The sequence below is a fragment of the Enterobacter sp. CRENT-193 genome, assembly GCF_002787395.1.
Taxonomy (GTDB): Bacteria; Pseudomonadota; Gammaproteobacteria; order Enterobacterales; family Enterobacteriaceae; genus Enterobacter; species Enterobacter hormaechei_C.
On sequence record NZ_CP024812.1, the window covers coordinates 1,758,323 to 1,782,271 of the forward strand.

Annotated in this window: 19 protein-coding genes; 16 read left to right on the forward strand and 3 right to left on the reverse strand. The window is 56.3% G+C overall.

The features are described 5' to 3' along the window. Positions 1–108: 108 nt before the first annotated feature. Positions 109–951: an NADPH-dependent 7-cyano-7-deazaguanine reductase QueF gene (queF, locus tag CU081_RS08690; protein WP_039269087.1), complete on the reverse strand. Its 843-nt coding sequence runs from the start codon at positions 949–951 to the stop codon at positions 109–111. 69 nt (positions 952–1,020) lie between these two features. Here queF and syd point away from each other — a divergent pair, with 69 nt between their 5' ends. From syd to CU081_RS08735, 8 genes are all read left to right on the forward strand, one after another. Further along, a complete protein-coding gene (syd, locus tag CU081_RS08695; protein ID WP_003862744.1) occupies positions 1,021–1,566 on the forward strand; it encodes a SecY-interacting protein in 546 nt (181 codons plus the stop codon). A gap of 631 nt (positions 1,567–2,197) precedes the next feature. Next, positions 2,198–2,527 carry a YqcC family protein gene (locus CU081_RS08700; protein WP_003862740.1) on the forward strand — a complete coding sequence of 110 codons (330 nt, stop codon included), beginning with the start codon at positions 2,198–2,200 and terminating at the stop codon, positions 2,525–2,527. Beyond that, positions 2,524–3,309, forward strand: a complete 786-nt coding sequence (gene truC / locus CU081_RS08705; protein ID WP_003862739.1) for a tRNA pseudouridine(65) synthase TruC — start codon at positions 2,524–2,526, stop codon at positions 3,307–3,309. The genes CU081_RS08700 and truC overlap by 4 nt, the downstream gene beginning before the upstream one ends. A gap of 15 nt (positions 3,310–3,324) precedes the next feature. Beyond that, positions 3,325–3,774 carry a flavodoxin gene (locus CU081_RS08710; protein ID WP_003862736.1) on the forward strand — a complete coding sequence of 150 codons (450 nt, stop codon included), beginning with the start codon at positions 3,325–3,327 and terminating at the stop codon, positions 3,772–3,774. Positions 3,775–4,082: 308 nt separating this feature from the next. Then, complete coding sequence (gene gudP, locus CU081_RS08720) at positions 4,083–5,438, forward strand: galactarate/glucarate/glycerate transporter GudP (RefSeq protein WP_003862734.1); 1,356 nt, start codon at positions 4,083–4,085, stop codon at positions 5,436–5,438. After that, the gene (locus CU081_RS08725) at positions 5,438–6,778 is read left to right on the forward strand and encodes an enolase C-terminal domain-like protein (protein WP_003862733.1); all 1,341 of its coding nucleotides are present in this window, start codon (positions 5,438–5,440) and stop codon (positions 6,776–6,778) included. The genes gudP and CU081_RS08725 overlap by 1 nt, the downstream gene beginning before the upstream one ends. Positions 6,779–6,793: 15 nt before the next feature. Then, the gene (gudD, locus tag CU081_RS08730; protein WP_003862731.1) at positions 6,794–8,131 is read left to right on the forward strand and encodes a glucarate dehydratase; all 1,338 of its coding nucleotides are present in this window, start codon (positions 6,794–6,796) and stop codon (positions 8,129–8,131) included. Between the two features lie 77 nt (positions 8,132–8,208). Next, on the forward strand, positions 8,209–9,354 hold the full coding sequence (locus CU081_RS08735) for a glycerate kinase (protein WP_003862729.1): 1,146 nt from the start codon (positions 8,209–8,211) through the stop codon (positions 9,352–9,354). Positions 9,355–9,404: 50 nt separating this feature from the next. Here the strand turns inward: CU081_RS08735 and barA are convergent, their stop codons facing one another. Continuing rightward, entirely contained in the window at positions 9,405–12,164 is a 2,760-nt protein-coding gene (gene barA, locus CU081_RS08740; RefSeq protein WP_100185460.1) for a two-component sensor histidine kinase BarA, read from the reverse strand. A gap of 57 nt (positions 12,165–12,221) precedes the next feature. On the opposite strand from barA, the gene rlmD reads away from it, so the two are divergent. The 5 genes from rlmD to eno all read left to right on the forward strand — a co-directional run bounded on the left by rlmD (position 12,222) and on the right by eno (position 19,904). After that, positions 12,222–13,520 carry a 23S rRNA (uracil(1939)-C(5))-methyltransferase RlmD gene (rlmD, locus tag CU081_RS08745; protein WP_003862724.1) on the forward strand — a complete coding sequence of 433 codons (1,299 nt, stop codon included), beginning with the start codon at positions 12,222–12,224 and terminating at the stop codon, positions 13,518–13,520. 51 nt (positions 13,521–13,571) lie between these two features. Then, a complete protein-coding gene (relA, locus tag CU081_RS08750) occupies positions 13,572–15,803 on the forward strand; it encodes a GTP diphosphokinase (RefSeq protein ID WP_003862722.1) in 2,232 nt (743 codons plus the stop codon). Between the two features lie 67 nt (positions 15,804–15,870). Beyond that, positions 15,871–16,662 (forward strand): nucleoside triphosphate pyrophosphohydrolase, encoded by a 792-nt coding sequence (mazG, locus tag CU081_RS08755; protein ID WP_003862720.1) that lies wholly within the window; start codon positions 15,871–15,873, stop codon positions 16,660–16,662. Positions 16,663–16,885: 223 nt separating this feature from the next. Continuing rightward, positions 16,886–18,523, forward strand: a complete 1,638-nt coding sequence (gene pyrG / locus CU081_RS08760) for a glutamine hydrolyzing CTP synthase (protein ID WP_003862718.1) — start codon at positions 16,886–16,888, stop codon at positions 18,521–18,523. 82 nt (positions 18,524–18,605) lie between these two features. Further along, positions 18,606–19,904, forward strand: a complete 1,299-nt coding sequence (eno, locus tag CU081_RS08765) for a phosphopyruvate hydratase (RefSeq protein ID WP_003862715.1) — start codon at positions 18,606–18,608, stop codon at positions 19,902–19,904. 52 nt (positions 19,905–19,956) lie between these two features. Here the strand turns inward: eno and CU081_RS08770 are convergent, their stop codons facing one another. Continuing rightward, the gene (locus CU081_RS08770) at positions 19,957–20,781 is read right to left on the reverse strand and encodes a MurR/RpiR family transcriptional regulator (protein WP_003862713.1); all 825 of its coding nucleotides are present in this window, start codon (positions 20,779–20,781) and stop codon (positions 19,957–19,959) included. 166 nt (positions 20,782–20,947) lie between these two features. Between CU081_RS08770 and CU081_RS08775 the strand changes: the two genes are divergently transcribed. From CU081_RS08775 to queE, 3 genes are read left to right on the forward strand one after another with little or no spacing between them, the layout of a single operon-like run. Further along, complete coding sequence (locus tag CU081_RS08775) at positions 20,948–22,507, forward strand: maltose/glucose-specific PTS transporter subunit IIC (protein ID WP_022651783.1); 1,560 nt, start codon at positions 20,948–20,950, stop codon at positions 22,505–22,507. After that, complete coding sequence (locus tag CU081_RS08780) at positions 22,507–23,214, forward strand: N-acetylmannosamine-6-phosphate 2-epimerase (RefSeq protein WP_003862709.1); 708 nt, start codon at positions 22,507–22,509, stop codon at positions 23,212–23,214. The genes CU081_RS08775 and CU081_RS08780 overlap by 1 nt, the downstream gene beginning before the upstream one ends. Positions 23,215–23,268: 54 nt before the next feature. After that, positions 23,269–23,940 carry a 7-carboxy-7-deazaguanine synthase QueE gene (gene queE, locus CU081_RS08785; RefSeq protein WP_006811780.1) on the forward strand — a complete coding sequence of 224 codons (672 nt, stop codon included), beginning with the start codon at positions 23,269–23,271 and terminating at the stop codon, positions 23,938–23,940. Positions 23,941–23,949 lie beyond the last annotated feature (9 nt).

The following is a 23,949-nucleotide window of genomic DNA, read 5'->3' on the forward strand; positions in this document are numbered from 1 at the left end:
CTTATGGGACGATTATCGTCTTTCCCTGTTGATTACAATAGCCCTGGCTTATGACGTTTCACAACACTTCGGGCGGAATACCGCCCGCATATTGTGAAAATATTTATCTTACTGGCGCACAAGTCGTCCGGTGGCAGGCACAAAATCGGTATTGGTGCGCCACGGGTTGATATCCAGACCGCCGCGACGGGTGTAGCGGGCGTAAACGCTCAACTTTTCGGGCTGGCAGAAACGCTGGATGTCGTTGAAGATGCGCTCCACGCACTGCTCGTGGAATTCGTTGTGATGACGGAATGACACCAGGTAACGCAGCAGCTTTTCACGGTCAATCTGCGGGCCGCGGTACTGGATCTGTACCGAGCCCCAGTCCGGCTGATGGGTGATAAGGCAGTTGGATTTCAGCAGATGGCTAACCAGCGTCTCGTTGACCACTTTTCCGCCCGCCGCGTTTTCCAGGTAGTCGCTGCTAAATTCATAGCTTTCCACCTCAATGTCCTGACCGTCGATGCAGGTGCCGTGGAAATGGGCGATGGGCTGACCTTCCAGCTCATGCAGACGGTATAACGAGACGGTTACGTTCCCCTGCGCGCACGCGCTTAAATCACGTTCAAGCGTCTGTTGCACCTCGTCCCAGCTGTTAAATTTGGTCTGGTTAAAGCTGTTGAGATAGAGCTTAAAGCTCTTGGATTCGACCAGGTTTACGCTGGCGTAATCCAGCTCAACGTGGCCCACGGCCACCTGCGGCAGACCGCGCGCATTCAGCCAGGAGAGTTCGTACAGCGTCCAGATGTCGCCGCCGACAAACGGCAGCGCGTCAGCGTGCAGCCCGAGCGGATCGCGGTTCAGACTGCGCGGCACGCCCTGCAACAGGCTTGCATCGTAGGTGTCGCGGTAATCGGTCGATTTTCCCAGCGTTAAGCCCGTTAACGCCTGATGATTTTCGTAAGACATGTTTCATAGCCACTTTACAGGTACACTTATGGGCTGAGTTTATCCTGTCTTACAAGAAGAGAGAAATCGGTGGATATCGAAACTGCAAATGCCCTGACGTCCTTCACGACCCGCTATTGCGATGCCTGGCATGAAAAGCGGGGGACGTGGCCGCAAAGTACTGACTTATATGGCGTGCCGTCACCGTGCATTATCGCTTCGCAGGATGATTACGTTATCTGGCAACCGAAACCGTTCATGGGCGAGCAGAATGTAAATGCTGTTGAACGCGCGATGGACCTTGTGATACAACCTGCGCTTCATGCATTTTATACCACGCAGTTTGCCGGGGATATGACTGCATGTTTTGCAGGACAGCCGCTGACGCTGCTGCAAACCTGGAGCGAAGACGATCTGCAACGCGTTCAGGAAAACCTCATTGGTCACCTGGTCACGCAAAAACGGCTTAAGCTCTCTCCGACTCTCTTTATTGCGACGCTCGACAGTGAACTGGACGTCATTTCTGTCTGCAACCTGTCTGGCGAGGTCATTAAAGAGACGCTCGGCACCCGCAATCGCGACGTTCTCGCGCCTTCACTTGCGGATTTCCTTACCCGAATTGAGCCGCTTCTGTAATCCATGATGCTAGTGGGCGTGTGAGAGATCTCTTACACGCGCTGTGAGACATCGCCGAAACAATTAGCATTGTCTTAGGAATTTCAGATTAATATTAACTTCTCTTTCAATAAGTTAGTGGTTTTCTGAAAGGAAATCCCCCGTTTCGCCTGGCTTACATTGCTCACAAGGTGGGTTGTAAGACGAAGCAGAATAGCGGATTCTATCTGTGTCGACAGGATGCCGACACGAGAAACGAACATCAGGATGATGGCGTTTCTTACCAGGGACACGTCAGGATGACGCCGCAGGAAGGCTTCAGGATGAAGCAAAGTGGATCACGCAGGATGCGTAAGGGACACCTCCAGGAAGGAGAACGAGAGCCGGTCAGGATGGTCGGTGGGTCAGGATGGCCAGGACGTTTCAGGATGAAACCTACACATCAGGACGATGTGAGCAGGAAGCAAAAGGTAAAGGGATGACCAGGCCTTCGGGCATCAGGAAAAGTTGTCACGGATGAGCAGGGAGCACGTATTGTAGCTGGAATGCTGCGAAACGAACCGGGAGCACTGTTTTTACAGTGCTCCCTTTTTTATTTCTGTCTTCCGCAATGCTATGCTTCGCGCCATTCCGTTTTTCAGTTGAGGTATATATGTCGCATCATGACAGCGTTCGTGCGCAGTTGCACGCCATCGAAGCCCTTATGCGCCAGCATCAGCTGTGGCAGGATAACGCGCCGCAGCCAGACGCGTTCGCCAGCACCCAACCGTTTTGTCTGGATACGCTGGACCCGTTCGAGTGGCTCCAGTGGGTCTTAATTCCGCGTATGCATGCGCTGCTGGAAGGTGGCCACGCGTTGCCCGCGTCTTTTGCCGTCTCTCCCTATTACGAAATGGCGCTGGAAGCGACCCACCCGGCGCGTGCCATGATGCTGGTGGAGCTGGAGAAGCTGGATGCGCTTTTCGCCGGTGACGATGCATGACGCTTGAGATCCTTTATCAGGATGAGTGGTTAGTGGCGGTGAATAAACCGTCCGGCTGGCTGGTGCACCGTAGCTGGCTCGATCGCGATGAGAAAGTGGTGGTCATGCAAACCGTGCGCGATCAAATCGGTCAGCACGTTTTTACTGCCCATCGTCTCGATCGGCCAACCTCTGGTGTTCTGCTGATGGGGCTTTCCAGTGAGGCCGGGCGCCTGCTGGCGCAGCAGTTTGAACAGCACCAGATCCAGAAACGCTACCACGCCATCGTGCGTGGCTGGCTGATGGATTCCGCCACGCTTGATTATCCCCTGGTGGAGGAACTGGATAAAATCGCCGATAAATTTGCCCGCGACGATAAAGGCCCGCAGCCAGCGGTGACCGACTATCGTGGTATGGCGACCACAGAACTGCCGGTGGCGACCAGCAAATTTCCGACCACGCGATACAGTCTGGTGGAGCTTTTGCCCAAAACCGGGCGCAAGCACCAGCTTCGCCGTCACCTTGCACATCTGCGCCACCCCATTATCGGCGACAGCAAGCACGGCGATCTGCGCCAGAACCGCAGCGCGGCCGAGCACTTTGGCTGTAACCGGCTGATGCTGCACGCCAGCGAGCTACGCCTGACGCACCCGTTTACCGGCGAACCGCTGACTATTCGCGCGGGGCTGGACAAGGTCTGGATGCAGGCGCTGTCACAGTTTGGCTGGCTGGGACAACTCCCCGAAAATGAAAGGGTTGAGTTTGCCGCAGGCAACGTTCAGGATGAACAGCAAGCGCAATAATTACGGGAGCAAAGCATGGCTGAAGTAGGCATTTTTGTCGGCACGATGTACGGCAACTCGCTGCTGGTGGCGGAGGAAGCGGAAGCAATCCTCGTAAACCAGGGCCATAAAGCAACGGTCTATGAAGATCCGGAGCTGGCGGACTGGGAAAAGTATAAAGATAAATACATCCTGGTGGTGACCTCCACCACCGGGCAGGGCGATCTACCGGACAGCATCGTCCCGCTTTTCCAGGGCATTAAAGACCAGCTTGGCTATCAGCCAGATGTTCACTATGGCATCATTGCCCTCGGCGATAGCTCTTACGCCAATTTCTGCGGCGGCGGTAAACAGTTCGACGCGCTGTTGCAGGAACAGAGCGCTCAGCGCGTCGGAGATATGTTGCTGATTGATGCGGGTGAACACCCTGAGCCAGAAAGCGAGTCAAATCCCTGGGTTGAACACTGGGCCACGCTCCTGAACTAACCCTGTACTAAACGAACGCCAGGCCGGGTAAGGCGAAGCCGCCACCCGGCAACGAAGCCGCATCCTATCCTCAATTCCGTGAAGTATCTTCCACCACTTTGGGCTTATGCCCCAAACCACGTTCCCCACGCCCGTCAATGTTGTGTTCCTGCACGGTGAGAGAACCGGTCACTCCTTCATATACTTTTCCCGTCACTATAAAACGGCTTCTGGCCGTACCAAAACCAAACACAAATCTCTCATTCTGATTACCCTACAGGTGCTGTACAGAATGAACCAGGCGAAAGCTATGTTTCAGGAGTGCAACAATGAGTACATTAAGCCACGCGGCGAGCAGCGCTGAGAAGCGCACCAACGCCCGCTACTGGATAGTGGTGATGCTGTTTATCGTCACCTCTTTCAACTACGGCGACCGTGCCACGTTATCCATTGCCGGCTCTGAGATGGCAAAGGACATCGGACTTGATCCGGTGGGTATGGGGTATGTTTTCTCCGCATTTTCATGGGCCTACGTAATCGGCCAAATCCCTGGCGGCTGGCTGCTGGACCGCTTTGGCTCAAAACGGGTCTATTTCTGGTCCATTTTCATCTGGTCGATGTTTACCCTGTTACAGGGCTTCGTGGATATCTTTAGCGGCTTCGGCATTATCATTGCGCTCTTTACCCTCCGCTTCCTGGTGGGCTTAGCGGAAGCGCCATCGTTCCCTGGCAACAGCCGTATTGTGGCCGCCTGGTTCCCGGCGCAGGAGAGGGGAACGGCGGTAGCGATCTTTAACTCGGCGCAATACTTTGCGACGGTTATTTTCGCGCCAATCATGGGCTGGCTGACGCATGAGGTGGGCTGGTCACACGTCTTCTTCTTCATGGGCGGGCTGGGGATCGTCATCAGCTTCATCTGGTTGAAAGTGATCCACGAACCAAACCAGCATCCGGGCGTGAACAAGAAAGAGCTGGACTACATTGCTGAAGGCGGGGCGCTGATCAACATGGATCAGAAAACCCAGAAAGCTAAGGTCCCGTTCAGCCAGAAATGGGGGCAGATCAAACAACTCGTCGGCTCACGAATGATGATCGGTATCTATCTCGGCCAGTATTGCATTAACGCCTTAACCTACTTCTTCATCACCTGGTTCCCGGTTTACCTGGTGCAGGCGCGCGGCATGTCGATTCTGAAGGCGGGGTTTGTCGCCTCCGTGCCGGCCATCTGCGGCTTCGTGGGTGGAGTGCTTGGCGGGGTCATCTCCGACTGGTTGATGCGTCGTACCGGTTCGCTGAATATTGCGCGTAAAACGCCAATCGTGCTCGGCATGCTGCTCTCCATGACCATGGTGTTCTGTAACTACGTCAGCGCGGAGTGGATGATTATCGGCTTTATGGCGATGGCCTTCTTCGGTAAAGGCATTGGCGCACTGGGCTGGGCGGTGATGGCAGATACCGCGCCGAAAGAGATCAGCGGCCTGAGCGGCGGTCTGTTCAACATGTTTGGCAACATTTCCGGCATTGTCACCCCAATCGCTATCGGTTACATCGTCGGCACCACCGGCTCCTTCAATGGTGCGCTGATTTATGTAGGCGTCCATGCGCTGGTGGCGGTACTCAGTTACCTGGTGCTGGTGGGTGACATCAAACGAATCGAACTGAAACCTGTTGGGGAGCGCGGATGATGACAACGCAATCAAGCCCGATCGTGACGGAGATGAAGGTCATCCCGGTGGCGGGGCAGGACAGCATGCTGCTCAACATTGGTGGCGCGCATAACGCCTGGTTCACCCGCAACATTGTGGTGCTGACCGACAGCGCAGGGAACACCGGCGTCGGGGAAGCGCCTGGCGGAGAGGTGATTTACCAGACGCTGGTCGACGCCATCCCGCAGGTGGTTGGGCAGGAGGTCGCCCGTCTCAACAAGGTGGTTCAGCGGGTGCATAAGGGCAACCAGTCGGCGGATTTTGATACCTTCGGCAAAGGTGCCTGGACGTTTGAACTGCGCGTTAACGCGGTGGCGGCGCTGGAGGCGGCTCTCCTCGATTTACTGGGCAAGGCGCTGAACGTGCCGGTCTGCGAACTGCTGGGGCCAGGCAAACAGCGTGATGCGGTCACGGTGCTGGGCTATCTGTTCTACGTTGGCGACCGGACTAAAACCGATCTGCCGTATCTGGAACGCTCGCCGGGTAGCCACGAGTGGTATCACCTGCGTCATCAGGAGGCGCTCTCTGGCGAGGCGGTGGTACGCCTGGCAGAGGCGGCGCAGGATCGCTACGGCTTTAAAGACTTCAAGCTGAAAGGCGGCGTTCTGCCGGGCGAGCAGGAGATTGACAGCGTGCGCGCGTTGAAAAAACGCTTCCCGGAGGCACGCATCACCGTCGATCCGAACGGCGCCTGGCTGCTGGATGAAGCTATCGCGCTGTGCAAAGGGCTGGGCGACGTGCTGACCTACGCGGAAGATCCGTGCGGCGCCGAGCAGGGCTTTTCTGGCCGCGAGGTGATGGCCGAATTCCGCCGCGCTACAGGGCTGCCGGTTGCGACCAACATGATCGCCACCAACTGGCGCGAAATGGGCCATGCGGTGATGCTGAATGCGGTGGACATACCGCTGGCGGACCCGCACTTCTGGACCCTTTCCGGCGCGGTGCGCGTGGCGCAGCTGTGCGATGACTGGGGCCTCACCTGGGGCTGCCACTCCAATAATCATTTCGACATTTCGCTGGCGATGTTTACCCACGTTGGCGCGGCGGCGCCGGGCAACCCGACCGCCATCGATACGCACTGGATCTGGCAGGAAGGCGAAGCGCGCCTGACCAAAAATCCACTTGAAATCAAAAACGGCACAATTGCCGTACCGGATGCGCCGGGGCTGGGCGTGGAGCTTGACTGGGATCAGATCCACAAGGCGCATGAAGCGTATAAAAAACTGCCGGGCGGCGCGCGCAACGACGCAGGCCCGATGCAGTACCTTATCCCCGGCTGGACATTTGACCGTAAGCGCCCTGTATTTGGACGTCACTGATAAAAGGATCGAACGATGAGCACATTTTCTACCCCTGTAGTTACCTCCATGCAGATCATTCCTGTCGCGGGACATGACAGCATGCTGATGAACCTGAGCGGCGCCCATGCGCCGTTCTTCACCCGTAATATTGTGGTGATCAAGGACAACTCAGGGCATACCGGTGTCGGTGAAATCCCGGGCGGGGAGAAGATCCGTAAAACGCTGGAGGACGCCATTCCGCTGGTGGTGGGTAAAACGCTGGGCGAGTACAAAAATGTGCTGACTCGCGTGCGCACGACCTTTGCCGATCGTGATGCGGGTGGCCGTGGTCTGCAAACGTTTGATCTGCGCACCACTATCCATGTGGTCACGGGCATTGAAGCCGCGATGCTGGATCTGCTGGGCCAGCATCTGGGCGTCAATGTCGCCTCCCTGCTGGGCGACGGCCAACAGCGCAGCGAAGTGGAAATGCTCGGCTACCTGTTCTTTATCGGCAACCGCAAACTCACCCCGCTGCCGTACCAGAGCCAGCCGGACGAAAAATGCGACTGGTATCGTGTGCGTCACGATGAAGCGATGACCCCGGACGCGGTGGTGCGCCTGGCGGAAGCCGCGTATGAAAAATATGGCTTTAATGACTTCAAGCTGAAAGGCGGCGTACTGGCGGGTGAAGAAGAAGCTGAGGCGATCGCCGCGCTGGCGAAGCGCTTCCCGCAGGCGCGCGTCACGCTGGATCCGAACGGTGCCTGGTCGCTTGATGAGGCGATCAAAATCGGTAAGCAGCTTAAAGGCGTGCTGGCCTACGCGGAAGATCCGTGCGGCGCCGAGCAGGGGTTCTCCGGACGTGAAGTAATGGCGGAGTTCCGTCGCGCCACCGGGCTGCCAACCGCCACCAACATGATCGCGACCGACTGGCGTCAGATGGGGCACACGCTCTCGCTGCAATCGGTGGACATTCCGCTGGCAGACCCGCACTTCTGGACGATGCAGGGCTCGGTTCGCGTGGCGCAGATGTGCCATGAGTTCGGCCTGACCTGGGGCTCCCACTCCAACAACCACTTCGACATCTCGCTGGCGATGTTCACCCACGTGGCGGCCGCTGCGCCGGGCAACATTACCGCCATCGACACCCACTGGATCTGGCAGGAGGGCAACCAGCGCCTGACCAAACAGCCGTTTGAAATCAAAGGCGGCATGGTGCAAGTTCCTGCTACGCCGGGGCTGGGCGTTGAGCTGGATATGGACCAGGTCATGAAAGCGCATGAGCTTTACCAGAAACACGGCCTGGGCGCGCGTGATGACGCGCTGGCGATGCAATACCTGATCCCAGAGTGGAGATTCGACAATAAACGTCCGTGCATGGTACGATAAGCTCATTGGGACCGCTCCCATGAGTGGTCCCTTACGTGGTGTATGCTTAACGTAACTAACATGCGTAAGGATGGCTTATGAAAATTGTTATCGCTCCGGACTCGTATAAGGAAAGCTTGAGCGCGCTGGAGGTGGCGACAGCGATAGAGGTCGGTTTTCGCGAAATTTTCCCGTCAGCGGACTATGTCAAATTACCGGTTGCCGATGGTGGTGAAGGGACGGTGGAAGCGATGGTGGCAGCCACGCATGGGCGTCTTGTCCATGTTCCTGTTACCGGGCCTTTGGGTGAACGCGTGGAAGGGTTTTTCGGGTTATCCGGAGACGGGAAAAGCGCCTTTATCGAGATGGCGGCAGCGAGCGGTCTGGAGCTTGTTGCTCCTGCAAAGCGTAACCCGTTAATCACCACCTCCTGGGGAACCGGGGAACTGATCCGTCATGCGCTGGATGCGGGCGTTAAGCATATCATTATTGGCATTGGAGGCAGCGCGACCAATGACGGTGGCGCAGGCATGGTGCAGGCGCTGGGCGTAAAACTGCTGGATGCGAAAGCGCAGCCCGTTGGGCCGGGCGGCGGCGAACTGGCAAGCCTTGCGCATATCGATCTTAGCGGGCTGGATAAGCGGCTGGCAGCCTGTCGAATTGAAGTGGCCTGCGATGTAACCAACCCCCTGATCGGCGAGACTGGCGCTTCTGCGGTATTTGGTCCGCAGAAAGGGGCGACGCCGGAGATGGTCAGGACGCTGGACAACGCGCTTGCGCATTACGCAAAAATTATCGCCCGGGATCTGGATATTGACGTCTTAAACCTGGCGGGCGGCGGTGCGGCTGGCGGAATGGGGGCGGCGCTGTATGCATTTTGCGGCGCACAGCTCCGTCAGGGGATTGAGATTGTCACCGATGCCCTGCATCTCGATGAACAGGTCGCGGACGCCGATCTGGTGATCACGGGCGAAGGGCGTATCGACAGCCAGACGATCCACGGAAAAGTGCCCGTTGGCGTGGCGAGAGTCGCGAAACGCTATAACAAGCCGGTTATTGGCATTGCCGGCAGCCTGACGGCGGATGTTGGCGTGGTGCATGAGCACGGACTGGATGCCGTATTCAGCGTGATTTACACCATCTGCTCGCTGGAGGATGCGCTGGAAAATGCGCAACAGAATGTACAGATGGCCGCAAGGAATATTGCGGCGGTGATAAAGATGGGGCAGGGGATGTCGCGTTAACGTTCGTGCTCCTGTAGGCCCGGTAAGCGAAGCGCCACCGGGCTTTGGTCTTAGCTCCCCAACACCTTCATTGCTTCCCGCGTCACGTTGTCCATCTCATCCAGCAGCTCCAGGAACTCCGGTTCGAGATCGGATTCTGGCGTACCCGCGCGAAGCTGCTGTTCAAGCAGCTGGCAGAGATTTTTCAACCGCGGTACGCCGCTGTAGCCGCAGCTGCCGTGCAGTTTATGGATAGCCTCCAGCAGCCCTTCAGGGTTTTCACCCACCAGCTGTTCTTCAACCTTGTTACGGATCTCAGGCAGGAAGTCCACCAGCATTTGCAGCATATCGCGGGCCAGATCGGGTTTGCCCGCCGCCTGGCGCAGCGCCAGTTGCCAGTCAAACGTGGCATTCTGGTTAACGCTAATTTCCGGCGATTCAGCTGTAATGGTGTATGTCCCGCCAATGTGTCCCGGCTTGTAGCGCAGCAGCAGGCTGTGCAGCTTCTCTTCGTCGATCGGTTTCGCCAGATAATCGTTCATACCCGCACCCAGCAGTTTCTCCTTTTGCCCCGCCATCGCGTGCGCCGTCACGGCAATCACCGGCGTCTGCTGCTGGTGCGGAAGCTGGCGAATCAACTCGCAGGCGCGGATGCCATCCATGCCCGGCATCTGAATATCCATCAGGATCAGGTCGAACTGCATCTGTTTGGCTTGTTCCACGGCTTCGGCGCCGCTGGTACACAGCTCAACGTGCTGAACCTGATCCTCAAGCAGCACGCCAATCAGCTTCAGGTTCGCCGGGTTATCGTCCACGGCCATCACCGTCATCGGCAGCTTATGTTCGTCATTTTCCAGCGGCAGGGACTGATGCGTCAGACGGCAATATTCGGTCAACGCAGGTAACAGCCGTGTGGCGGTGAGGGGTTTCAGCAGACACGCCGCCGCTCCGTCGTTTTTCAGCTCTTCGGCGTTGATTTGGGCGTGGCACGGCAGCGCCAGCAGCAGGTAGTCCGTCATTGAGGCCGCCTTCGCCAGGCGTTCCTGCTGCATGGTCAGTTCTCCGGTAAACGTCACCGGAATCCCCAACAACAGGATATCGTAATGATCGTTCGCCAGCGCGGAGAAGGTCGGGCTGTAGATGACCTCCAGCGGCGTGCTGCTTAATACATCCAGCGTACACTGCGCCGCCGCGGCGTTCGGTTCCACATAGGCCAGACGCATCCCTTTCAGGCAGCCGGTGACCGGGCCGTCGGTCTGCACGTTCGGGTTAAGATCAAGGTTGATATGGAACCAGAAGGTTGAGCCCCGGTTAGGCTGGCTGTGGAAGGAGATATCGCCTCCCATCTCTTTCACCAGCTTTTGGGTGATCACCAGCCCCAGGCCCGTTCCGCCGTGACGACGGGAAATGCTCGCATCGGCCTGGCGGAAAGCCTGGAACAGACGCGTCTGATCGCGCTCCGGAATACCGATGCCGGTATCCCGGATCTGCACTTCAATCTGGACTTTGTTATTACTGAGCGCCCTTTTTTCGACCAGAATGTCGATGTTGCCGCTCTCGGTGAACTTAATCGCGTTGCCCACCAGATTGGTAATGACCTGTTGCAGGCGCAGCGGGTCGCCAATGACGTTATCCGGCACATCATTTTTAATATTGAGCGTCAGTTCCAGACCCTTATCATGCGATGAGTGGGCAAGAAGCGTGACCACGTCATCCAGCGTGCTGCGCAGCGGGAAGGGAATACTCTCCAGAATCAGCTTGCCCGCTTCCAGCTTCGAGAAGTCCAGTACGTCGTTAATAATGGTCAGCAGGTTATTGGCTGAGCGTTCAATGGTATGCAGATGGTCACGCTGGGTTGGGTTAAGCTCGCTTTTGAGCGTCAGACGGGTAAAGCCAATCACCCCGTTCAGCGGCGTGCGCAGCTCGTGCGACATGTTCGCCAGGAATTCAGACTTAATACGCGCCGCCTCCTGAGCACGTTTTTTCGCCAGATCCAGCTCCACGTTCTGGATCTCCATCTGCTCCAGCGTTTCGCGCAGGTCAGAGGTGGCCTGGTCAACGTTGTGCTGCATCTCTTCGTGATAAGCCGCCAGCGACATCGCCATTGAGTTGATGTCGTTTTTCAGCATATCCAGCTCGCCGAGCATAAAGCCTTCCACGCGGCTGTCGAGCTGACCCCGGCGGATCCGGTCAACGGTATTCACCATGTTGCGGATAGGCCCCGTGACGTCGCGCATCAGTCGCCAGCCGAAGATCAGCGCTATGCCGATGCAGAACAGCATCATCACGCCGGAGATGAATATTTCTTTGTACTGCTGGAGCCGTACCGACTTAAGATCCAGCTCCAGCGCCACATATCCCAGCATATTATTGCTGGACTTCGCATCGGACTGGGCGGATTCATCGGGTGAATAGCTTTCGGAGATAATCGGCGTGCGCAGGATCATGATATCGCCTCGCCGCAACACCGTAAGATGACGCGGGAAGGGGGTACCATCCGGGATTTTCAGCGACGTGGGATCCAGATGGAAATTCGAGGTGACGAACAGACGGTTATGCTCATCGTAAACGGAAATGGCGCGCACAATCTCTGAATGACGGCGGTGCAGCACGCTGATTAACTGACCAATGGATTCACGGTTTTGCAGGTTCATACCGTACTCGCTGGAGACGGCCAGCGGTTCGATAATGCTGGCCCCGGCATCTTCAAGCTGTCTCTGCAAATCGTTATAGCGATGCACCACAAAGAAAATGCTCAGCAGCAAACCGATGAGAACGGTAGGAGCGAGGATCAAAATCATCATGCGCGCGCGCAGGCTGTAGTTGGTCATGGAGTTCCGTTATGGGACAATCAGGCTAATTATGTTTATTTGAGAACAATCTCGGCGATGGCGCAATTCTACTCTGCAAAACGACGCGTGACGACGCGTCAGATCATAACTGTTGAAGCCTCTGACCTCGATCCTTTTGGACAGGGGGTGGCGCGTCACAAGGGTAAAACACTGTTTATCACAGGTTTGCTGCCAGGAGAACGTGCAGATATTACGCTGACGGAAGACAAACGTCAGTATGCGCGCGGTCAGGTCAAGCGCCGTCTTAATGATAGCCCGGAGCGCGTGACGCCTCGCTGCCCCCATTTTGGCGTCTGCGGTGGCTGCCAGCAACAGCATGCCAGCACTGAATTACAGCAAAAAAGTAAAAGCAGCGCGCTGGCCCGCCTGGTCGGGCACGACGTGAATGACATCATTGCCGATCGGCCCTGGGGCTACCGTCGCCGCGCTCGCCTGAGCCTCAGCTACCAGCCCAAAACCGAGCGGCTGGAGATGGGGTTTCGCAAAGCCGGCTCCAGCGATATCGTCTCTGTCACGCAGTGCCCTGTTTTGGTGCCCCATCTTGAGGCATTGCTCCCGGACGTGCACCACTGTCTTGCATCGCTGGATGGCGTGCGTTCGCTCGGCCATGTCGAACTGGTGTTGGCCAACAGTGCCCCGCTGATGGTGCTGCGCCACACCGCGCCGCTGTCAAAGGCGGATCGCGAAAAACTGGAACGCTTTTCGCATTCTCATGAGCTTGCGCTTTTCCTCGCGCCGCAAAGCGAGATACTTGAGCAGGTCAGCGGAGAAGCGCCCTGGTATGCGTCAGACGGGCTACGCTTAACGTTCAGCCCGCGGGATTTTATCCAGGTCAACGACGGCGTGAACCAACAGATGGTGGCGAATGCGCTGGAATGGCTCGACGTACAGCCCACTGACCGGGTGCTCGATCTGTTCTGCGGCATGGGGAACTTTACCCTGCCGCTGGCCCGCAGAGCAGCAAGCGTGGTCGGAGTGGAAGGCGTTGAGGCGCTGGTGGCGAAAGGCCAGGAGAACGCCCAACAGAACGGTTTGCAAAATGTGACATTCTTTCATCAAAATCTTGAGGATGATGTCACTCAGCAACCGTGGGCTAAGCAGGGCTTTGATAAGATCCTGCTCGATCCGGCGCGCGCAGGTGCGCCGGGCGTGATGCAGCATATAATTAAACTCGCGCCTGAACGCGTGGTCTATGTTTCCTGTAACCCGGCGACGCTTGCCCGTGACAGCGAAGCATTATTGAGCGGGGGTTACCAGATTCGGCGTCTGGCAATGCTGGACATGTTCCCGCACACTGGTCATCTGGAATCGATGGTGTTGTTCGAGCACATCTAATGAGTTTGGCTTGTCGACTTCGACAGGCCCTTGTCCCTAAAGGAGAGGACGATGGTTGCGGTAAGAAGTGCACATTTAAATAAAGCTGGTGAGTTTGACCCTCAAAAATGGATCGCAAGTCTGGGGATTTCCAGCCAGCAGTCGTGTGAACGCTTAACCGAAACCTGGGCCTATTGTTTACGCACAACGCAGGGGCATCCGGACGCTGAACTGCTGTTGTGGCGCGGCGTGGAGATGGTTGAAATTCTCTCCATGCTGAACATGGACATCGAAACGCTACAGGCCGCACTGCTGTTCCCCCTGGCGGACGCCGACGTGGTGACGGAAGACGTCCTGCGTGAAAGCGTCGGCCAGTCCGTCGTGGCGCTTATCCACGGCGTACGTGATATGGCAGCCATTCGTCAGCTTAAAGCCGCGCAAACTGACTCTGTCTCTTCCGAGCAGGTGGATAACGTTCGTCGTATGCTGCTGGCGATGGTAGATGATTTCCGCTGCGTGGTGATCAAGCTGGCCGAACGGGTTGCCCATCTGCGTGAAGTAAAGGATGCGCCGGAAGACGAGCGCGTCCTGGCCGCCAAAGAGTGTACGAATATCTATGCGCCGCTGGCGAACCGTCTGGGTATCGGGCAACTGAAGTGGGAGCTGGAAGATTACTGCTTCCGCTACCTGCATCCGGCGGAATACAAACGCATTGCAAAATTGCTGCACGAACGCCGCATTGACCGCGAGCACTATATCGAGGAATTTGTCAGCGGGCTGCGCCAGTCGATGAAAGAGGAGAATGTGCGCGCCGAGGTCTACGGGCGTCCAAAGCACATCTACAGCATCTGGCGCAAAATGCAGAAGAAACACCTCGCCTTTGACGAGCTGTTTGACGTGCGCGCGGTGCGTATCGTGGCGGAGCGTCTTCAGGACTGCTATGCCGCGCTGGGGATAGTGCATACTCATTTCCGCCATCTGCCGGATGAGTTCGATGACTACGTCGCGAACCCGAAACCGAATGGCTATCAGTCTATCCATACCGTGGTGCTCGGCCCTGGCGGCAAAACGGTGGAAATTCAGATCCGTACCAAACAGATGCACGAAGACGCCGAGCTGGGCGTGGCGGCGCACTGGAAATACAAAGAGGGTACCTCCGGTGGAGGTCGCTCCGGTCACGAGGACCGTATCGCCTGGCTGCGTAAGCTGATTGCGTGGCAGGAAGAGATGGCCGACTCCGGCGAAATGCTCGACGAAGTGCGCAGTCAGGTCTTCGACGATCGCGTCTACGTCTTTACCCCGAAAGGGGACGTGGTTGATTTGCCGGCAGGCTCCACGCCGCTCGATTTCGCCTACCACATCCACAGCGATGTGGGGCACCGTTGCATCGGGGCGAAGATCGGCGGACGTATCGTACCGTTTACCTACCAGCTCCAGATGGGCGATCAGATTGAAATCATCACCCAGAAGCAGCCAAACCCAAGCCGCGACTGGCTGAATCCGAACCTCGGTTACGTTACCACCAGCCGTGGGCGCTCTAAAATCCACGCCTGGTTCCGCAAGCAGGATCGTGACAAGAACATCCTTGCCGGTCGTCAGATCCTGGACGACGAGCTGGAACATATCGGGATAAGCCTGAAAGAGGCGGAGAAGTTCCTGCTGCCACGCTACAACTTCAACGAGCTCGACGAACTGTTAGCGGCGATTGGTGGCGGCGATATCCGCCTGAACCAGATGGTGAACTTCCTGCAAGCGCAGTTCAACAAGCCAAGCGCAGCGGAGCAGGATGCGGCGGCGCTGAAACAGCTCCAGCAGAAAACCTACGCTCCGCAGCAGCGCAGCAAGGACAATGGCCGCGTGGTGGTTGAAGGGGTGGGTAACCTCATGCACCATATTGCCCGCTGCTGCCAGCCGATCCCGGGAGACGATATTGTCGGCTTTATCACCCAGGGGCGTGGGATCTCGATTCACCGCTCCGACTGCGATCAGCTTGCAGAGCTGCAATCGCATGCGCCGGAACGTATCGTGGAAGCCGTCTGGGGGGAGAGCTACTCGGCGGGTTACTCGCTGGTGGTGCGCGTCACTGCCAACGACCGCAGCGGCCTGCTGCGCGACATCACCACCATTCTCGCCAACGAGAAGGTCAACGTGCTGGGCGTTGCCAGCCGCAGCGATACCCGCGAGCAGCTTGCCACCATCGATATGACTATCGAAATCTATAACCTTCAGGTGCTGGGCCGCGTACTCGGCAAACTGAATCAGGTGCCGGATGTGATTGACGCGCGTCGTCTGCACGGTGGCTAAACATCCTCTTCTGTAGGCCGGGTAAGGCAACGCCGCCACCCGGCTCAGGCATTTAATGGAATCTGTTATGACTCAAATCGACCGCCTGCTTGGCATCATGAAACGCCTGCGCGATCCGGAAAACGGCTGCCCGTGGGATAAAGAGCAGACTTTCGCCACCATTGCGCCTTACACGCTGGAAGAGACCTACGAAGTGCTGGACGCCATTTCACGCGAGGATTTCGACGATCTGCGCGGTGAGCTGGGCGACCTGCTGTTCCAGGTGGTGTTCTACGCGCAGATGGCGCAGGAAGAGGGGCGCTTTAACTTTGACGATATCTGCGCCGCTATCAGCGACAAGCTGGAGCGTCGTCATCCGCATATCTTTGGTGATGCCTCCGCAGGCAACAGTGCGGAAGTGCTGGCGCGCTGGGAGCAGATAAAAAGCGCTGAACGCGCTGAAAAATCCCAGCACTCGGCGCTGGACGACATTCCCCTGAACCTTCCCGCGCTGATGCGCGCGCACAAAATTCAAAAGCGCTGCTCGGCGGTAGGGTTTGACTGGACCTCTCTCGGCCCGGTGCTGGAAAAAGTACACGAAGAGATCGACGAAGTGATGCATGAAGCGCAGCAGGCCGTTGTGGATGAAGCAAAGCTGGAAGAGGAGATGGGCGATCTGCTGTTTGCAACCGTCAACCTTTCACGCCACCTCGGTGTAAAAGCGGAAACCGCCCTGCAAAAAGCGAACATTAAATTCGAACGACGCTTTCGCGAAGTTGAGCGGATTGTGGCCTCGCGCGGCCTGGAAATGAGCGGGATTGACCTCGACGCGATGGAAGAAGTCTGGCAGGAAGTAAAACGCCAGGAACATGATCTCTAACGAGATTTTGCGATCAAGCGCAATTTGTGTGATTTTTTAAATGACAAGCGCTTGATTTGCGTCAAAAACATTTACCCAAAAGGGGCTATTTTCTCACTCCTTATGTTTGTCATGGCCTGGAATGGAGACGGAGAATGAAAGTTTGTGGCGCTCGTCGTGTTCGGGTATACTACTTTCCCGTCCTGGTTATTCCATCGTTTCACCCTAACTTCTCAGGTTCAGCATGACAACGAACTATATTTTTGTGACCGGCGGGGTCGTATCCTCTCTGGGTAAAGGCATTGCCGCAGCCTCCCTCGCAGCCATTCTTGAAGCCCGTGGCCTCAATGTGACCATGATGAAACTGGATCCGTACATCAACGTCGATCCTGGCACCATGAGCCCAACCCAACACGGGGAAGTGTTCGTTACTGAAGACGGCGCTGAAACCGATCTGGATCTTGGCCACTACGAGCGTTTCATCCGTACCAAAATGACCCGTCGTAACAACTTTACGACTGGTCGTATCTACTCTGACGTTCTGCGTAAAGAGCGCCGTGGTGACTACCTGGGCGCGACCGTGCAGGTCATCCCACACATCACTAACGCCATTAAAGAGCGTGTCCTTGCCGGTGGCGAAGGGCATGACGTTGTGCTGGTTGAAATCGGCGGTACCGTGGGGGATATCGAATCCCTGCCATTCCTCGAAGCGATTCGTCAGCTGGCGGTAGATATTGGTCGTGAGCACGCGCTGTTCATGCACCTGACGCTGGTGCCTTACATGGCGGCAGCAGGTGAAGTGAAAACCAAACCGACTCAGCACTCTGTTAAAGAGCTGCTCTCCATCGGTATTCAGCCTGACATCCTGGTTTGCCGTTCCGATCGCGCGATTCCGGCGAACGAACGTGCGAAAATTGCATTGTTCTGTAACGTGCCTGAAAAAGCCGTTATTTCAATGAAAGATGTCGATTCCATTTATAAAATTCCGGGCCTGTTGAAATCACAGGGTCTGGACGATTATATTTGTAAACGATTCAGCTTGAACTGTCCGGAAGCTAACCTGTCTGAATGGGAGCAGGTGATTTACGAAGAAGCCAATCCGGGCGGCGAAGTGACTATCGGTATGGTCGGCAAGTACATCGAACTGCCAGATGCCTATAAGTCAGTTATCGAAGCGCTGAAACACGGTGGTCTGAAGAATCGCGTCTCTGTGAACATCAAGCTGATTGATTCGCAGGATGTGGAGACGCGCGGCGTCGAAATTCTCAAAGATCTGGATGCGATTCTCATCCCTGGCGGCTTCGGCTACCGTGGTGTTGAAGGCAAGATCGCCACTGCACGCTATGCGCGTGAAAACAATATTCCATACCTCGGTATCTGCCTGGGTATGCAGGTTGCGCTGATTGAATTTGCGCGCAACGTAGCGGGAATGGAAAACGCGAACTCTACGGAATTTGTGCCAGACTGTAAGTACCCTGTTGTGGCGCTGATTACGGAATGGCGCGACGAAGACGGTAACGTCGAAGTCCGTACCGAGAAGAGCGATCTGGGTGGCACCATGCGTCTTGGCGCACAGGCCTGCCAGCTGTCCGACGATAGCGTGGTACGCAAGCTGTACGGCGAGCCGGTCATCACCGAGCGCCATCGTCACCGCTATGAAGTCAACAACATGTTGTTGAAACAAATTGAAGCTGCGGGTCTGCGTGTTGCGGGCCGTTCCGGGGATGATCAGTTAGTCGAGATCATCGAAGTGCCTAACCATCCGTGGTTCGTGGCCTGCCAATTCCACCCGGAATTTACTTCAACGCCGCGTGACGGGCATCCGCTGTTTGCAGGCTTCGTGAAAGCCGCCAGCGAGTACCAGAAGCGTCAGGCGAAGTAAAAAAAGTTAGAACGGCAACGCGTACCTTTGGTACGCGTTGTTTGTCTGGAGTTTTAGTTTAACTTGTACTGAGGAAAATCTAATGTCCAAAATCGTTAAAGTCATCGGTCGTGAAATCATCGACTCCCGTGGTAACCCGACCGTTGAAGCTGAAGTTCATCTGGAAGGTGGTTTCGTCGGTATGGCAGCGGCTCCATCAGGTGCTTCTACAGGTTCCCGCGAAGCGCTGGAACTGCGTGATGGCGACAAATCCCGTTTCATGGGCAAAGGCGTACTGAAAGCGGTTGGCGCTGTTAACGGTCCTATTGCTCAGGCTATCGTTGGCAAAGATGCTAAAGATCAGGCTGGCATCGACAAGATCATGATCGATCTGGACGGTACTGAAAACAAATCTAACTTCGGTGCGAACGCAATCTTGGCCGTTTCCCTGGCGAACGCCAAAGCGGCTGCGGCGGCTAAAGGTATGCCACTGTTCGAGCACATCGCTGAACTGAACGGCACCCCAGGCAAATACTCCATGCCTGTACCAATGATGAACATCATCAACGGTGGTGAGCACGCAGACAACAACGTTGATATTCAGGAATTCATGATTCAGCCAGTTGGCGCGAAATCCCTGAAAGAAGCAGTACGTATGGGTTCTGAAGTGTTCCACAACCTGGCTAAAGTTCTGAAAGCTAAAGGTATGAACACGGCTGTGGGTGACGAAGGTGGCTATGCGCCAAACCTGGGTTCTAACGCAGAAGCACTGGCTGTTATCGCTGAAGCGGTAAAAGCAGCGGGCTACGAGCTGGGCAAAGACATCACCCTGGCGATGGACTGTGCAGCATCTGAATTCTACAAAGACGGTAAATACGTTCTGGCTGGCGAAGGCAACAAAGCGTTCACCTCCGAAGAGTTCACCCACTTCCTGGAAGACCTGACCAAACAGTACCCAATCGTGTCTATCGAAGACGGTCTGGATGAGTCTGACTGGGCTGGCTTCGCATACCAGACTAAAGTACTGGGCGACAAAATCCAGCTGGTGGGTGACGACCTGTTCGTAACCAACACCAAGATCCTGAAAGAAGGTATCGAGAAAGGCATCGTTAACTCCATCCTGATCAAATTCAACCAGATCGGTTCCCTGACCGAAACGCTGGCTGCGATTAAAATGGCGAAAGACGCTGGCTACACCGCGGTTATCTCTCACCGTTCTGGCGAAACTGAAGACGCTACCATCGCTGACCTGGCTGTGGGTACCGCTGCTGGCCAGATCAAAACCGGTTCTATGAGCCGTTCTGACCGTGTTGCTAAATACAACCAGCTGATTCGTATCGAAGAAGCGCTGGGCGAAAAAGCACCTTACAACGGTCGTAAAGAGATCAAAGGCCAGGCATAAGCCTGAACCTTCGTTCTTATGAAAAAACCCGCTTCGGCGGGTTTTTTGTTTTCTATAGCAGAAGCGGCAACGTGGCGCTTGCCGTTTGCTGGCTAACGTCACCGTAATGGCTGTCTACTGCAATAAGGGAAGTGGTTAGCAGTTCAACCAGCAGCATCACGCCAACCTTGGCATTGAGCGCACCCGCGCTCAGCGGTCCCTCGGGTTTGGCTGCAACCAGCTGTAAATCGCTCAGGGAGGCCAGCGGGCTGCGAGGCGTATTGCTGAGCGCCAGTACCTTAACGCCCCGCTTGCGGGCTAGCTTCACGACGTGGAGTAAATCGCGGGTCGATCCCGAACTTGAGATAGCGACCACCAGCGTCTCGTCAGACAGCGTTGCCGCATTCATGGCCGCGCGATGCATATCGCTAAACAGCTGCGCGGGTTTGCCCAGCCGCAGGAGCTTGTAATGCAAATATTCCCCCAGAATCGCGCTGGCCGCCACTCCGTAAATTTGCACTGACTGCGCCTGATGCAGGGCCAGTGTCGCCTGTTCAAGCTGGGCCCGGTCGAGGAGTTTTGCGGTATCTTGCAGCGCCTGGACAGACTCATCCACCACGTTATCTATTGCATCTCCTGCCTGACGCTCAGGCAAACCCTGCTGAATATCCAGCGCAAGCGCCATTTTAAATTCGTTATACCCCTTACAGCCCAGCGTGCGGCAAAGGCGTGTGACGCTGGCCTCGCTGGTGCCGCTTTCACGCGCCAGCTCGGTGATCGTCAGGTAGAGCACCCTGGCAGGATCGTTGAGAACAAAATCCCCCAGTTTTTGTTGCGTTGGGCTGTACCCGGAAGCCTCCTGGCGTAGCTTCAGCAGCAGGTTTTCATGGTCCGACATGCTAGATCCTTAATGCGTTTCTCTGCCAACTAGTGTGGCGGAAAGCGGGGGAGAGATGCCAGTCATTTCGAAAAAGTATGATCGGCGTCCTGGTTTTTGGTGGTAATTTTCACAATTGAAAATATATGTGGTAAAAATTTTCATCAACAACCAGGGGGATAAAAAAATGATGCAAATGTTCAGCGGAGCGTCTTCCGGCGGATGGTTTGAAAAAGCGCAGCGCTTTGGCAAATCCTTTATGTTACCCATCGCCATACTGCCCGCAGCAGGTCTGTTGCTGGGGATCGGCGGGGCGCTATCGAATCCGAATACGCTTACCGCGTATCCATTTTTAGACGTTGGCTGGCTACAGGCCATCTTTACCATCATGAGCAGCGCAGGCTCGATTGTGTTCGCAAACCTGTCGGTACTGTTCGCTGTTGGGGTCGCCGTTGGGCTGGCAAAAAATGATAAAGGCACGGCAGGGCTGGCGGCATTACTCGCTTATCTGGTGATGAATGCCACTATCAATGCCCTGCTGATCCTGACCGGAAAGCTGGCCCTTGAAAATCCGGGGGCCGCAGGGCAGGGCATGACGCTGGGCATTCAGACGCTGGAAACCGGCGTGTTTGGCGGCGTGGTTATTGGTCTGGTGACCTGCGCGCTGCACCATCGGTTTAACAAAATCGCGCTTCCGCAATTCCTGGGCTTTTTTGGCGGCTCGCGCTTTGTTCCGATTATCAGCTCGCTGGCGGCGATACTCGTCGGGGCGCTCATGACCGTTGTTTGGCCGCACTTCCAGAAGCTGATCTTTGGCCTCGGCGGGCTGGTGGATGCCACCGGCTATCTGGGGACTTTGCTGTACGGCTTCATCCTGCGCATGCTTGGCCCGTTTGGTTTGCACCACATCTTCTATCTTCCGTTCTGGACCACCGCGCTTGGCGGCAGTGAAATTGTTAACGGTCACCTGGTTGAGGGCACGCAGCGGATCTTCTTCGCCCAGCTCGCCGACCCGAACACGCAGCATTTCTATGAGGGCACGTCGCGCTTCATGTCCGGGCGCTTTATTACCATGATGTTTGGTCTGCTCGGCGCCTGCCTTGCGATGTACCACACGGCCAGGCCGGAGAACAAAAAGCGGGTTGCCGGGCTGCTGCTCTCTGCGGCGTTAACCTCATTCCTGACGGGAATTACCGAGCCCATAGAGTTCTCATTCCTGTTTATTGCCCCGGTGCTGTACGTCATTCATGCGCTGTTTGACGGGCTGGCGTTCATGCTCGCGCACATTCTGCACATCACCATCGGACAAACTTTCTCCGGCGGGTTTATTGATTTCGTGCTGTTCGGCATTTTGCAGGGGGAAGCGAAAACTAACTGGATGTTCGTCCCGCTGGTGGGCGTACCGTGGTTCTTCCTTTACTACTGTACCTTCCGCTATCTGATCAAACGTTTTGATTTTGCCACGCCGGGCCGTGAAAAGGAGGCGTTGGCTGACGAGGCTACCCTGCCGCAAAGCGAGCGCGCCGCGGCGGTGATCGCCGGGCTGGGAGGAAAAGACAATCTGGATGACGTTGACTGCTGCGCCACGCGCCTTCGCGTCACGGTGAAAGACGGTAGCAAAGTCAATGAATCTGCACTGAAAGCGACCGGCGCGCGCGGCGTCATCGTGCGCGGTAACGGGGTTCAGGTCATCTTTGGCCCGCACGTCACCATTATCAAAAACGAAGTGGAAGAGATCTTATCGTAATGAAAACTGTACTGGATAACCTGAAAGGAAAACTGGTCGTCTCCTGCCAGGCGCTGGAAAACGAACCGCTGCACAGCCCGTTTATTATGTCGCGAATGGCGCTGGCGGCGGCCCAGGGCGGTGCCAGCGCCATTCGCGCCAATAGCGTGGTGGATATCGAGGCTATCAAAGGGCTGGTCTCACTGCCGGTCATCGGCATCATCAAACGAGACTATCCGGACAGCGAGGTGTTCATCACCGCGACGCTCAAAGAAGTGGATGAGCTGATGGCGGTCGCCCCGGAGATCGTTGCGCTGGATGCGACCGCCCGGAAACGGCCCGGTGGCGTATCGCTGGACATGCTGATCGCGCAGATCCGCACCCGTTACCCTTCGCTGCTGCTGATGGCGGATATTGCCACCGTGCAGGAGGCCGTGACCGCGCAGGCGCTGGGATTTGATTGTGTCGGAACCACCCTTTACGGTTATACGGCGGAGACCGCGGGCCATTCGCTACCGGAAAATGACTGCGCGTTTTTGAAAGAGGTGCTGTCTGCCGTCACGATCCCCGTGATAGCCGAAGGTAACGTGGATACCCCCGATCGCGCGGCCAGGTGTCTGGCGCTGGGGGCGCACACGGTTGTCGTCGGCGGGGCGATCACCCGACCGCAGCAAATTACGGAACGGTTTATGGCGGCAATTGGCGCGCAAAGCACCGATGGAGCATGATCATCTGACGGGGATCTGCGATACTTATCGTTTATCCCCTTAACAGAGTTGACTATGCAGTACCCGATTAACGAGATGTTCCAGACCCTTCAAGGCGAGGGTTACTTTACCGGCGTTCCCGCTATCTTTATTCGTTTACAGGGATGCCCGGTTGGCTGCGCCTGGTGTGATACCAAACATACGTGGGATAAGCTCGCAGATCGGGAAGTGTCGCTGTTCAGCATTCTGGCGAAAACCAAAGAGAGCGATAAATGGGGCGCGGGCAGCGCGGAAGATCTGCTTGCCATTATTGGTCGTCAGGGCTGGACGGCGCGGCACGTGGTGATCACCGGCGGGGAACCCTGCATTCACGATCTGATGCCGCTCACCGAACTGCTCGAAAAGAACGGCTATAGCTGTCAGATTGAAACCAGCGGTACCCATGAAGTGCGCTGCTCCCATTCAACGTGGGTAACGGTTTCACCGAAAGTGAATATGCGCGGCGGGTATGACGTACTGTCGCAGGCGCTTGAGCGTGCTGATGAGATCAAACATCCGGTGGGGCGCGTGCGTGACATCGAAGCGCTGGATGAACTGCTGGCGACGCTGACGGACGAAAAGCAGCGCGTGATCGCGCTACAGCCTATCAGCCAGAAAGACGATGCGACCCGTCTGTGCATTGAAACCTGTATCGCCCGCAACTGGCGCCTGTCGATGCAGACGCACAAATATCTGAACATTGCCTGATACTTTTGT